This window comes from Bradyrhizobium sp. AUGA SZCCT0176, assembly GCF_018130145.1.
Taxonomy (GTDB): domain Bacteria; phylum Pseudomonadota; class Alphaproteobacteria; order Rhizobiales; family Xanthobacteraceae; genus Bradyrhizobium.
On sequence record NZ_JAFCMB010000009.1, the window covers coordinates 50317 to 63029 of the forward strand.

Genomic DNA, 12713 nt, shown 5'->3' on the forward strand with positions numbered 1-12713 from the left:
GTAACGGCCTTCGCCGCCAATCGACCACCAACAGCGCACATCGTGCGCTGTTGGTGCGTTGGCAGGCGTCAATAAAAGAAGCCGGGAATCTGGAATGGACTTCATCGAACTGAACGGCGGGGCGCTACGCTACGAACTCAGCGGCAAGGGTGACCGCACCCTGGTGCTGGTGCACGAAATGGCCGGCTCGCTCGAAAGTTTTGACGACGTCGTGCCACGGTTCGCGGAATCACGCCGGGTCTTGCGCTACGACACCAGAGGCGCGGGAATGTCCGGGAAGGTGCGCGGCGAGCTTGGCATCGATACGATGGCCGACGACATCGCAGGCCTGCTCGATGCGCTCGGCATCGCCGGCAAGGTCACACTGGCGGGCGTCGCCCTCGGCGGCGCGATCGCACTTCATTTCGCGGCCCGATACCCCGAGCGCACGAGTGCGGTCGCGGTCAGCAGTCCGGCCACCTGCGTCGCCCCTGAACGACGCACGGCAGCGCTTGAACGGCTCCTCAAGATCGAAGCCGCCGGCATGGCTTTCGCTGTAGGCGATTCGATGCAGAATGGTTATGCGCCGGAGCTTCGCGGCAACATCACGCGCTTTGAACGATACCGGGCGCGGTGGCTCGGCAACGATCCCGCGAGCTACGCCACGATCTGGCGCATGCTGGCCGGCCTCGACATGCAGGACGAACTGGCTAGGCTCCGCTGTCCCGTGCTCGTGATCGGCGGCAGTTTTGACCGCGTGCGGCCGCCAGCGCTCGCGGAAGCCACGGCCAAGACGATCCCCGGTGCCCGCTACGTCGAAATTCCCTCCGGCCACTACATGGCCGTGCAAACGCCCGATCTGTTGTCCGATTGCATCGCCGATTTCCTCAGAACGGTCGATGCCTGATCGCACCCGGCCACCCCCCTCCATCGCACAGGGTCTTCCAACATGCCTTCGCAGCCCGCACAGCAGATTCCCGGCGTCTATCATCGCAAGATCGGGGACATCGTCGTCACCACGATCAGCGACGGCTATCTCGACGGTAACCTCGAGGTGATGCGCAACGTCGATGTCGAGAAGGCACGTCGGATCCTCCAGGACGCGTTCCGGCCGGCGCGGCGAACCAGCGTCAACACGTTCCTGATCCACTCAAAGGGCCGCATCGCTATCGTCGACACCGGATCGGGCAATTATCTGCAGCCGACCGCAGGCCACGTTCAGCGCAATCTCGCGGCGGCCGGCATCGATCCGAAATCGATCGACACCGTGTTGCTCACGCACATGCACCCGGATCACTCCGCCGGCCTGACCGACATGTCGAACGGTCAACGCTACTTTCCGAACGCGGAACTGGTCATGCACGAAAACGAACAGGCGTACTGGTTTGACGATGGCGAGATGAGCAAGGTCGACGAGCGAGCGAGGCAGCTCTATTTTGGCGCCGGCCGGGAGCAGGTCGCGCCTTACAAGGAACGCACGCGTTTGTTTCGAGACGGCGAGGTTTTTCCTGGCGTGACCGCCGTACCCAGCCTCGGGCATACGCCCGGCCATACCGCGTATCTGGTTGCATCCGATAATGATCAGTTGATGATCTGGGGCGACACAGTACATGTGCCGGAAGTGCAGACCGCGTTTCCCGAAGCCGGCATGGCCTTCGACACCGATCTCGCCGCGGCAGCGGCCTCACGAAAACGCATGTTCGATCGCGTCAGCGCAGACGGCATCCTGATCGCCGGGATGCACCTGCATTTCCCCGCATTCTCGCGCCTTGCACGCCGTGGCGACGCGTATGCGCTTTATCCGGAGGCATGGGTTCACAATCTGGCCTAGCGGGACGCAGCGCAGCCCGGGTGGCGTGACCAGGAGCCCGTTCTACTTTGCATGGGGTTGTTACGCGATTTTTTGTCCGGGCCCAGTCCGGGTACCAAACTGGCGCAAACAAAGAAGCGGACTATATGAGGGATCGTAGTCCGCCATATCAATCACTCCCGACGCCCCCTTGATCAAACCAGTCATCATCTTTCTGTCGTTGGTTTTTTTCCCGATCGGTGTATCGGCGGCCCGCTATTGGTCCGATGACCCGCGTGGAAGCTGGCAGACGGCGGACCGCTCCAGCGCCGGGCTTTTGCCTGAGGCATCCCGCCATCCCGATGCGGTCATTCGCATTTATGGCGCGCGCACGCTGCGATGGAAGGCGATCTTCGCGATCCACACCTGGATCGTTATCAAGGAGCAGAACGCCGCGACCTATACCCGCTATGACTACACCGCCTGGGGCGAGCCGATCCGCACCAACGGCTTCGCGGCCGATGCGCGCTGGTTCGGCGCCACCCCTGAAACCATCGTCGCGGTCGATGGCGAGGAAGCAAGTCGCCTCATTCCCAAGATTCGTCACGTCGTCGAAAATTATCGATTCCGGGCCTATGGCGACTACAGCCCGTGGCCGGGTCCGAACTCCAACACCTTCGTGCAGGCCGTCCTCAATGCGGTCCCCGAACTGATGGCTGTGCTGCCGCCCACCGCGATCGGAAAAGACTATCCCTACGAGGGCAAGTCATTCGGACTGACGGCTTCCGGTACCGGCGTTTTTGCGTCGCTCGGAGGTTATCTCGGCCTCACCATCGGATGGGTCGAGGGTTTCGAAATCAACTTCCTCGGCGCGGTGCTGGGATTCGATGTTCGCCGGCCGGCGCTGAAATTTCCGGGCATCGGCCGATTGGGAATGACGGCCGGAATTTAACCCGCCGTTAACCTTGTGCCGAATTGTCGCTCACCCGATGATGCGGCAAAAATTGATGCCTGATGCGCGCTTTTTGACCTCGCATTTGTGCGCTGCAATATCTATGTAGGAATCAGGAAGGAAATTCGCCCCAAGGACAACTCCGAAAAGGAGCCATCTAATGGCGAATGTTCTAACCACTGGGGCCTGGCTTTCTGCCCCGACCAAAAAACCTTCATTTCTTGCAAGATTGTTGCGCGTCCGTATCGAATCCAATGAGCGGCGGGCTGCCCACATTGTAGAGACATACGTTGCCGCCCACGGGCTGCAAAACCTGTCCGATAATGCCGAGCGCCAGATTGATCGCTTGTTCTCCAGAGCGGGCCGATAGCCATGGTCACACTCATCATCATGCAGGTCGCAGCCAGGCTCGCTCGTTTTGGCAAACAGGCTCATGAGACGTGGCGCGAAACCCAGCGCCTCCGTCGCAGCCTTGCCGGCCCCGCGGAAGAATAACCGCACCGCGCACGGTCCCCTTCGTTTCACCGGTCAGCCGGTGAAACGAGAGGGAAATGCGCGCCTCAGCCCTTGAGCGCGGTGACCACGACCTCGATCAAGGCGCCGCCACCGAGATCGGCCACGCCGACGGTGGCGCGCGCCGGCAAATTGTCGCCGAAGAATTCGGTCCAGGCCGCGTCCATCTCCTTCTTCTTCGAGAGATCCGTCACAAAGATCGAGGCGCTGACGACGCGCGATCGATCCGTGCCCGCCTCTTTCAGATAGCCCGCGATCTTGCCGAGGATGTTGCGGGTCTGCTCGCCCATCGCAACGCTGGTGTCATCGGCGATCGTGCCGCCGACAAAGACAAAACCGTTGGCTTCAACGGCGCGGTGCATGATCGGGGTGCGGATGTTGCGGATGATATTCATGATGTCCTCATCTTGGTTCTAGGGTGGGGAAGAATGAAAGCGCTCGATGCCGAGATCGCCGATCCGGGTCTGGGTGCCGCCGCTCGCGATCAGCTCCGTCATCACGGCGCCGGCGCCGGGGCCGAGCTGGAAGCCATGCAGCGAGAAGCCGAACTGGTGATAGAGCCCTGAATGGCGGGCGCTCGGGCCGAAGACGGGCAGTTCGTCGCGCGTCCGCGCCTCGATGCCGGCCCACGCGCGCACGATGGTGGCGCTGCGCATCACGGGAAATAATTCGAACACGGTGCGGGCGCTGATGGCGAGACTGCGCCAGTCCAGCACCGTCTCGTTGCGGTCCTGGTCCGGCGTCGCCAGATGCCCGCCGCCGATCAGCACCGTGCCATTGGCGAACTGTTTGAAGGACAGCTTGCGGCCGCGCAGGATCACCACGGGATCGATGAAATGCGGCACGCGGGAGGTGATCATCAGCATCGGCGCCACGGTCTCGACCGGCACCGGCTCGCCAAGATCAGCGGCGATGCGGCCGGCCCACGCACCGGCGGCATTGACGAGCACCGGCGCCGCATAGCTATCGGCACCGACATCGACCCGCCACAGCCCATCCTGCTTTCGAATGTTGGTCGCGGCGACGCCCTCAACGACGGTGGCGCCGAGCGCTTCGGCCTTGCGGCGGATCGCGGTGGTGGTTCGGGCCGGTTCGGCCGCGCCGTCGCGCCGCGACACCACGCCGCCGGGACAGCTCTCCGCCACCGCCGGCACCAGCCGCCGCAGCTCCGGCCCGTCGATCAGCTCCTCGTGGGTGAAGCCGAGCGCGTTCAGCTCGGCGACGCGCGCGCGACAGGCATCGAATTCGGAATCGTTCTCGGCAACCAGTACCTGGCCGTGGCTTTCGAAGCCGCAGCTATCGTCGACCAGTTCTTCGATCCGCTCCCAAATTCCCATCGAGCGGATCGAGAGCGGGATCTCGGCGACATGCCGTGCAAGCTGGCGGACGCCGCCGGCATTCACGCCCGAGGCGTGGCGGCCGGCATAGTCCTTCTCGATCAGCACCGGCTTCATGCCGGCGAGGCACAGGTGAAGCGCGGTCGAGCATCCGTGGATGCCGCCACCGACGATGATGGCATCCGCAAGCTTCGTCATCCGCGCACCACTGCATTGACGTCGGCTTCTGTCTTCGGCACCGCCGCCAGCTCCGCCAGCGTGATCGGCTTCACCGGTGCGCGCAGCCGGTAGTAGCCGATCTCCTGAGGACTCTTGCCGCGGGCTTGCGCCATCAGCTCGGTGACCGTCAGACCGCAGAGCCGGCCCTGGCAGGGACCCATTCCGGTGCGGCGATAGGCTTTGAGCTGGTTCGGACCGGTCGCGCCGATCGCGACGGCGTCGAGAATGTCCTTGGCCGATACCTCCTCGCAGCGGCAGACGATGGTGTCATCAGAGGGGATGCGAAACTGTGGGGCCGGACGGAACAGCGTGTCGAGGAAAATGCGGCCGCGCTCGGCCCTTACCAGCGCTGCGTTGAAAGATGCCATCGGTGCTAGCCTGGCAGCAGCAGCCGGCGCCAGCGCCTCGACCGCGGCGCGTGCAGCGATGCGGCCGCGGACAATGGCGGCCTCCGCGCCGCCGATCCCGGCACCGTCGCCGGCGATCGCGATGCCCTCGACTGATGTGTTGCCGTCACGATCGAGCACCGGCGACCAGCACAGTTGCAAATCATCCCAGCGATGCTCGATCCCTGTTGCCATCGCGAGGTTGACGTTGGGCACTACGCCCTGGTGCAGCAGCAGCAACTCGGCGGGGATCGTCTCGCGCCGGCCGGCGGACAGATAGGTTACGGTTGCGAGCTGGCCGTCGCCGACGGCGGCAAGTTCGCTGACGCCAGTCACGACAGGCACTTTGGCGCGCACCTGCTTCATCAACGCCAAACCCTTCGCGAAATAGGGCGACGTCATGAAGGCAAAGGCGTGAGGCAGCGCGGCAAGATAGTTGCGACGCTCGGTCGTATCGAGGATGCGGTCGATACGGCCGCCGAGGCGCAGGATCTGCGCGGCGAGCAGCCAAAGCAGCGGTCCCTGGCCCGCGATCACCGTCGGCCGGTCCGGCACGAGGCCCGACGACTTCAGCATCGTCTGCGCGGCGCCTGCGGTCATCACGCCCGGGAGGGTCCAGCCGGGAATCGGAAACGGCCGCTCCAGCGCGCCCGTCGCCAGAATCACCCGACGCGCCTTGACGAAGCACGACGCGCCGCCGAGCGATATGCCGATTTCGAGATTGCGGTCGAGGCTCCAGACCGTCGCGCGCTGGATGATTTCCGCGCCGCTCGATCGCACCGCCTCGACAAGTTCGGTGCCGGCCCAATAGTCGGCGCCGAGATGGCCGCGTTCCGTGACCGGGGTCGAGGCGATGGCGCGCCAGACCTGGCCGCCGGGGCCGGCATTCTCGTCGAGCAGCAGCGCCGAGAGGCCCGCCTCGGCCGCGGTCGCGGCGGCGGCGAGCCCGGCAGGCCCTGCTCCGATCACCACGACATCATAGCTGTCGCGCCTGGGTGTCGTATTCATCGGCCGATCTCCCGCTTGCCCTTCTGGATTTCGATCTGCATGCCCTCGGCAACGGGCACCAGGCAGCCTTGCCGATTGCCGACGCCATCGATGGTGACGAGGCAGTCGAAGCACACGCCCATCATGCAATAGGGCAATCGCGGCGCGCCGCTCACTGCGGTCGCGCGGCGCACATCACGGCCGGAGGCAAGCAATGCTGCGGAAACCGTATCGCCCTCGCGCGCCGCGACGGCGGCCCCGTCCACGACGATGTGCACGGATGGTCTGCTGTCCTGATCGGATCGTTTGAACATTGGCTGCCTCTTCGCCCTTCTGTCGCGTTCGGGTCGTATCGATGTCAGTAATAGCCGCTGCCTGCCGCAGCATGGTTCGCGTCGAAGCGGCGGGCCGAGAACGCGCCGACCAATTCCGGTTCGAGCGCGCCCGCCGCCACCATCCGCGCAATCTCGAAGGCGTGGTTGGAAGCCAGCGTCACGCCGGAATGACAGCAGGTGACGAAAGCGCCCGGCGCGCTCTCCGACTGATCGTAAATCGGGAAACCATCCTGCGGCATCACGCGGATGCCGGACCAGGTGCGCACGACGTTGAGGCGCGCCAGATGCGGAAACGTGCGCTGCGCCCGATCCGCCATCACGGCGCTGACCGCATGGTTCAGCGTGCGATCGTCGAGCTGATCTTCCTTGCTGTCGCCGATCATCACCGTGCCCTCGTCGGTCTGGCGAATGGTGGTCAAAGGATGCGGCAGGAACGGCATGGTGCGCTCGGTCACCACGATCTGGCCGCGGGTCGGGCCCATCGGCGCCGACAGGCCGACCATCGGCGCCAGCGACTGGTTGGCGTTGCCGGCGGAGAGCACGACCTTGCCGGCGCGGATCTCGCCCTGCTGCGTCGAGAGCCGGAATTCGCCGCCGCGCCGCGCGATCGCCGAGACCGGCCGCTCGGGAAAATAGTCGATGCCGAACAATTTCAGCCCAGTGTGGAAGGCGCGGAAGGTGCGCAGCGAATTGACGTGCCCGTCCCAGGGGCAGAAGCTGCCGCCGGAGACCTCCGGCCCGATCAGCGGCAGCATCTTCTTGACCTCGGAGGCCGACAGCATCTCCATCCTGTAGTCAGCCGCGCCGACCTGGTTGTGCATGCGCGTCACAAGCTGCGCGCGCTGCGCAAACTCATTCTCGCCAAGCGTCAGGTGGAAACCGCCATTCTGCTGCAGGGCGACGTCGAGCCCGGTCTGGTTCTTCAATTCGGCGGCGAGCTTGCCCCAGGTTTCGGAGGCCCGCATGGTCCAGCCGGTATAGGCCGGCATGCCGAGGCCCTTGCTCTGCACCCAGACCAGCGCGAAGTTTGCCCGCGAGGCGCGCTTGGCGATGTCGCCCTCGTCGAGGACAACGACCCGCTTTCCGAGCCGGCCAAGACCCCAGGCGATAGCGGAGCCGAGCAGTCCGCCGCCCACGACCGCGACGTCATAGTCTTTTGACATATGGGTTCTCCTAGCGCCCCGGGTCGTTCTTGCCGGCCAGCACGCGGTCGAGCCCGTAGAAGCGGTCGAGCAGGATCAGGGCGGTCATGGTGATCGCGATCACGCTGGCCGAGACTGACGTCACCAGCGGATCGATGTTGTCCTGGATGTAAAGGAACATGCGAACCGGCAGCGTCTCGGTGCCGGGTGTGGCCAGGAAGACGGTCATGGTCAGATCGTCAAAGGACTGAATAAAGGCGAGCGCCCAGCCGCTGATGACGCCCGGCAGGATCAGCGGCAGCGTCACGCGGCGGAACAGCGTCCAATCGCCGGCGCCGAGCGAGACCGCGGCCATCTCGATCGAGCGATCCATGCCGGTCGCCGCGGCCAGCGTCAGCCGCAATGCGAACGGAAACACCACCACCACATGCGCGACCAGCAATCCTGCGAAACTGCCGCCAATGCCGATCGCCGTGAAGAAGCGCAGGAAGGCGATGCCGAGCACGACATGCGGGATCATCAGCGGCGACAGGAACAACGCTGCGAGCGTGTCGCGGCCACGAAAACTGTAACGCGCGATGGCAAGCGCCGCCGGCACCGCGAACAGCACCGCCACCAGCGAGGACAGCGCACCCAACCCGAGGCTCACCCAGAACGCATGGACGAACTCGGGATAGTTCGCGATCGCCCTGAACCAGCGCAGCGAGAAACTGGTGGTCGGCAGCGACAAATAGCCCTCGGGCGTGAAAGCGACGAGGCAGACCACCAGGATCGGCGCCAGCATGACGACAACGAAGATCGTATGGAAGATCAGCGCGAGCGGGCCGTTGGTCCTCATCGGAACACCTCGGCATAGCGCCGCTCGATCAGCGCGTTGCTGCCGACGACGATCAGCACCAGCGCCACCAGCAGCAGGACCGCCACCGCCGCACCGAGCGGCCAGTTCAGCGTGTTGAGAAACTCGTCATAGGCGAGCGTCGCCGCGACCTTGAGCCGGCGGCCACCGATGATGGCGGGCGTCGCGAAAGCGCTGGCCGACAGCGAGAACACGATGATCGCGCCCGACAACACGCCCGGCATGATCTGCGGCAGCACGATGCGGCGGATGATCGTGAACGGGCCGGCGCCGAGCGACAGAGCGGCGTTCTCGATCTGCGGGTCGACGCGCTGCAGCGCGGCCCAGACCGACAGCACCATGAACGGCATCATCACATGCGCGAGTGCGATGACGATGCCGGTCTCGGTGAACATGAAGGGCAGCGGCGAGCCGATCAGTCCGAGCGACATCAGGAGCTTGTTGACCAGCCCGTTATTGCCGCCGAACAGCAGCGCCCAGCCCAGCGTGCGCGCCACCACGGAGATCAGCAACGGGCCAAGGATCACCAGCAGGAAGAAGCTCTTCCAGCGTCCGCTCATGCGGTTGAGGATGTAGGCCTCCGGCGCGCCGAGCACGGCGGTGATCAGCGTCGTCAGCAGCGCGATGCGGAACGTCCGCCAGAACATCTCGGCAAAATAGGGATCGGTGGCGACCTCGTGCCAGTTCTTCAGGATGAAGACCGGCTCGATGCCCTTGTACTGGCCCCAGTCGTGGAACGAGAGCATCACCGTCATGGCAAGCGGAATCACCAGAACGCCGACGAACAGCATCAGCGCGGGCGCGGTCAGCAGCCACGCCGTGCGCGCATCGCGCCCGTCCGTCGCAGGTGCTGCGCTCATGCGGCGCCTCCGGCGCGGCGCAGGCTCATGTCCTCCGGCCGCCAGGCGAGCCGGACGGCCTCGCCCTCCGCGGGTTGCGGCTGGCCGTCGTTCTGGCGGATCACGATCACCGCGCCGCATTCGCTCTCGCACTGGAACAGCCAGTGATTGCCCTGGAAGATGCGGGTGACGATCTTCGCCGCGAGCCCGGCGTCGCCGAAGCCGATCCTTTCCGGGCGGATGCTGACCGTCACCGGACCCGCAAGGCCGGCCGGCGCCGGCGCGCTCCAAGAGCCCGCGATCAGCTGTCCCGGCGTGGCGGTCCGGTCGATGGTCGCGGCGAAATCATTGGTCTTGCCGAGGAACTGGGACACGAAGGCGGAAGCCGGCCGCTCATAGGTTTCCTGCGGCGTTCCGATCTGCTCGATGCGGCCCTGGCTCATCACCACAATCCGGTCGGACAGCGACATCGCCTCGTTCTGGTCGTGGGTGACGAGAATCGTGGTGGTGCCGAGATTTCGCTGGATCTGGCGCAGCTCGATCTGCATCTCCTCGCGCAGCTTGGCGTCGAGGTTCGACAGCGGCTCGTCGAGCAGCAGCACGCTCGGCCGGATCACGAGCGCGCGGGCAAGCGCGACGCGTTGCTGCTGACCGCCGGACATCCGGCGCGGATAACGCTCCTCGTAGCCGGCGAGCCCGACCATGGCCAGCGTGGCGCGGACGCGCTCGCTGCACTCGGACCGCGGCACGCGCCGCATCTCGAGGCCAAAGGCGACGTTCTCGGCCGCCGTCATATGCGGGAACAGCGCATAACTCTGAAATACGATGCCGAGCCCGCGCTTCGCCGGCTGCACCACGGTCAGGTCGTGTCCCTCGAGCCGAATCGCGCCGCGCGTGGGATCGAGGAAGCCCGCGATCATCTGCAGTGTCGTGGTCTTGCCACAGCCCGACGGACCGAGGAAGGAGACGAACTCGCCCTTGCCGACGGTCAGACTGAAGTCATCGACCACAGTCTGCGCGCCGAACTGTTTTGCGACACGGTCGAGCTCAAGAAAGGACATGGATGCTTCCGGGTGCTGCTGTGGCAAAGCGCGACGATGGGCCTGCGGCGTCGCGCGGAGCCATCGCCGAAATCGTGTCCGCCGGCGCCGAGCTGTGGCTCAGCTCTTGGCTCAGCGCTCGACCTCGCGATTCCAGCGCTTGGTCCATTCCTCGCGCTTGTCGTTGATGACGGTCCAGTCGGGCGTATAGAGTTTTGCGGCGCGCTCGCCGATCGGCGCCATCTTGCCGAGCTCCGGCGGGACCACGACCGACTTCAATACCGGGCCGTAGCCGTAGTCCTTCAGCAGCACGAGCTGTATTTTCGGCTCGAGCAGCGTCTTGACGAATGCCGAGGCAAGCGGCGATGCGTTTGGCTTGGTGATCGGACAGGCGGTCGTCAGCAGCGTGGCCGCACCTTCCTTCGGATAGACGAAGTCGACGGGGAAGCCGGTGTTGGCGAAGCTCTGGACCCGGGCCGTGCCCCACACGGCCAACACGGCCTGGCCGGACTGGAACAGCTCGGTCATCTTGCCCGGCGAAGGCTCATAGGCCAGCACGTTCGGATTGACGTCAGCCTTGATGATCTTGAAGCCGGCGTCGACGTTGGCCTCGCTGCCACCGTTCATCCGGGCGAGCATCAGCAATGTGTGCAGACCATAGGTGTTGTTGATGGGCGGAATGACCAGTTGCTTCTGATATTTTGGATCCTTGAGATCGTTCCAGGAGGTCGGCGGTGCCCAGCCTTTCTCCGCGAAGATCTTGGTGTTGTACATCAGGCCGGTTGCGACCAGACCAATGCCAACCGCGCGGTCGTCCTTGAAGCGTGCGGCCTCGTAGATATCAGCGGGAAGGCCTTCGAGCTTGCCGCAGAAGCCGAGCTGGATGGCCTGGTACATCGGACCGTCATCGACGATCGCCACATCGATCTGCTGGTTGCCCTTCTGCGCCTGCAGCTTGGCGAGCGTGTCGGTCGAGTTGCCGGCGACATATTCGACCTTGACGCCGTTCGCCTTTTCGAAGGCCGGGATGACCTCGTCGCGGATCGTCTTCTCAAACGAGCCGCCGTAACCGGCGACATAGAGCGTCTTCTGCTGCGCCAGACCCGCCGTCGGGGCTAAGGCGATCGCGGCAATGCTGACGGCTCCGACAAGGGCGAGATGCTTCATATCGATTGATCTCCAATAGTCCGTTTGTGGGTAACATCCAGAGCGCATCCTTGTTCTGACCGGCTCTCGGTATCGCGGTACGACGCAACTTCGGATCCGCGTGGAAATTTGGCCTTCACCGGTCCGCTCCCGACCGGCGTCGCCCAAAAAATCAGCTACCTCCACCCTTGATGAAAAAGATCGCAATCCACGCTTTCGTCGTCCAATTAATAATGGCACCCTCTTCATGCCAGAATGTTATGGATGGAGTGAAGATGGCGCGGATCAATTCGCGGCAGGTCGAGGCCTTCCGCGCGATGATGCTGACAGGCAGCGTGACGGAAGCGGCAAAGCTGATGGCTGTGACGCAGCCGGCCGTCAGCCGGTTGCTGCGCGACTTCCAGGCGCTGCTGAAAATGGAGCTGTTCGACAAGCGCGGCACCGGACTGGTGCCGAGGGCTGCCGCGACGGCGCTCTACATGGAGGTCGAACGGTCCTTCGTCGGTCTGGAGCGGATCGCGGCGGCAGCCGAGGAAATCCGCAGCCGCCGGACCGGCACGCTGCGGATCGCGGCCCTGCCGGCGCTGTCCAACGGCTATCTGCCGAGGCTGTCCGGGCGATTCCTGATGGAGCGGCCAAACCTCAATCTGTCGTTCTTCGGCGTGATCTCACCGATCGTGGTCGACTGGGTGTTGAACAACCAGTGTGACATCGGCTTCGCCGAAGTGCCGATCGCCCATGCAGGCCTGTCGAGCGTGCGGTTGCCGGCGCCGGCCCGCGTCGCGGTTCTGCCAGCCGGACACCGGCTCGCGGCCAAGGCGACGCTGCAGCCGCGCGATTTCGAAGGTGAGACCTTCGTGTCGCTGACGGCGGGATCGACCGGCCGGCATCTGATCGACCAGGCCTTCAATCGCGACGATGTCCGCCGGGTTCTTCGGGTCGAGACCAGCCTGTCCGAGATCATGTGCGGGCTGGTGTCATCCGGGCTCGGGGTTGCGATCTGCGATCCCTTTACGGCGCAGGAGTTCGAGAGCCGCGGCGTCGTGGCGCGCCCTTTCCTGCCGCGGATCGATTTCGAATTCGCTGCGGTGTTTCCGCCACAGCGCAGTCCCTCGCCAGTGGCTTTGGACCTGGTGGAAGCCATGCGGCAGTCGCTCAGCGAGATGAGCAACCCGCCGCAAGCGTAGGCCCGT

The 12713-nt window shown here is 64.7% G+C and carries 13 protein-coding genes; 4 read left to right on the top strand and 9 right to left on the bottom strand.

Annotation, left to right across the window (positions count from 1 at the left end):
- Positions 1-94: 94 nt before the first annotated feature.
- The 3 genes from JQ600_RS21545 (at position 95) to JQ600_RS21555 (ending at position 2720) form a co-directional block, all read left to right on the top strand.
- Positions 95-886 (top strand): alpha/beta fold hydrolase, encoded by a 792-nt coding sequence (locus tag JQ600_RS21545; RefSeq protein WP_212385944.1) that lies wholly within the window; start codon positions 95-97, stop codon positions 884-886.
- Positions 887-928: 42 nt separating this feature from the next.
- Complete coding sequence (locus JQ600_RS21550) at positions 929-1810, top strand: MBL fold metallo-hydrolase (protein WP_212385943.1); 882 nt, start codon at positions 929-931, stop codon at positions 1808-1810.
- A 169-nt stretch (positions 1811-1979) separates the two neighbouring features.
- Positions 1980-2720 (top strand): DUF3750 domain-containing protein, encoded by a 741-nt coding sequence (locus tag JQ600_RS21555; protein WP_212385942.1) that lies wholly within the window; start codon positions 1980-1982, stop codon positions 2718-2720.
- Positions 2721-3280: 560 nt separating this feature from the next.
- Here the strand turns inward: JQ600_RS21555 and JQ600_RS21560 are convergent.
- The 9 genes from JQ600_RS21560 to JQ600_RS21600 all read right to left on the bottom strand — a co-directional run bounded on the left by JQ600_RS21560 (position 3281) and on the right by JQ600_RS21600 (position 11541).
- Positions 3281-3628, bottom strand: a complete 348-nt coding sequence (locus JQ600_RS21560) for a RidA family protein (protein ID WP_192734959.1) — start codon at positions 3626-3628, stop codon at positions 3281-3283.
- Positions 3629-3646: 18 nt separating this feature from the next.
- Positions 3647-4768: an FAD-binding oxidoreductase gene (locus JQ600_RS21565; protein ID WP_212385941.1), complete on the bottom strand. Its 1122-nt coding sequence runs from the start codon at positions 4766-4768 to the stop codon at positions 3647-3649.
- A complete protein-coding gene (locus JQ600_RS21570; RefSeq protein ID WP_212385940.1) occupies positions 4765-6183 on the bottom strand; it encodes an NAD(P)/FAD-dependent oxidoreductase in 1419 nt (472 codons plus the stop codon). The genes JQ600_RS21565 and JQ600_RS21570 overlap by 4 nt, the downstream gene beginning before the upstream one ends.
- Positions 6180-6476, bottom strand: a complete 297-nt coding sequence (locus JQ600_RS21575) for a (2Fe-2S)-binding protein (RefSeq protein WP_212385939.1) — start codon at positions 6474-6476, stop codon at positions 6180-6182. The genes JQ600_RS21570 and JQ600_RS21575 overlap by 4 nt, the downstream gene beginning before the upstream one ends.
- A gap of 44 nt (positions 6477-6520) precedes the next feature.
- Complete coding sequence (locus tag JQ600_RS21580; protein WP_212490087.1) at positions 6521-7660, bottom strand: FAD-binding oxidoreductase; 1140 nt, start codon at positions 7658-7660, stop codon at positions 6521-6523.
- A 10-nt stretch (positions 7661-7670) separates the two neighbouring features.
- Positions 7671-8477 (bottom strand): ABC transporter permease, encoded by an 807-nt coding sequence (locus JQ600_RS21585; protein ID WP_212268154.1) that lies wholly within the window; start codon positions 8475-8477, stop codon positions 7671-7673.
- A complete protein-coding gene (locus JQ600_RS21590; protein ID WP_212385937.1) occupies positions 8474-9355 on the bottom strand; it encodes an ABC transporter permease in 882 nt (293 codons plus the stop codon). Before JQ600_RS21590 ends, JQ600_RS21585 begins: the two co-directional genes overlap by 4 nt.
- Positions 9352-10395 (bottom strand): ABC transporter ATP-binding protein, encoded by a 1044-nt coding sequence (locus JQ600_RS21595; RefSeq protein WP_212385936.1) that lies wholly within the window; start codon positions 10393-10395, stop codon positions 9352-9354. Before JQ600_RS21595 ends, JQ600_RS21590 begins: the two co-directional genes overlap by 4 nt.
- 111 nt (positions 10396-10506) lie before the next feature.
- A complete protein-coding gene (locus JQ600_RS21600) occupies positions 10507-11541 on the bottom strand; it encodes an ABC transporter substrate-binding protein (RefSeq protein ID WP_212385935.1) in 1035 nt (344 codons plus the stop codon).
- A 254-nt stretch (positions 11542-11795) separates the two neighbouring features.
- Between JQ600_RS21600 and JQ600_RS21605 the strand changes: the two genes are divergently transcribed.
- The gene (locus JQ600_RS21605; protein ID WP_212268160.1) at positions 11796-12707 is read left to right on the top strand and encodes a LysR substrate-binding domain-containing protein; all 912 of its coding nucleotides are present in this window, start codon (positions 11796-11798) and stop codon (positions 12705-12707) included.
- Positions 12708-12713 lie beyond the last annotated feature (6 nt).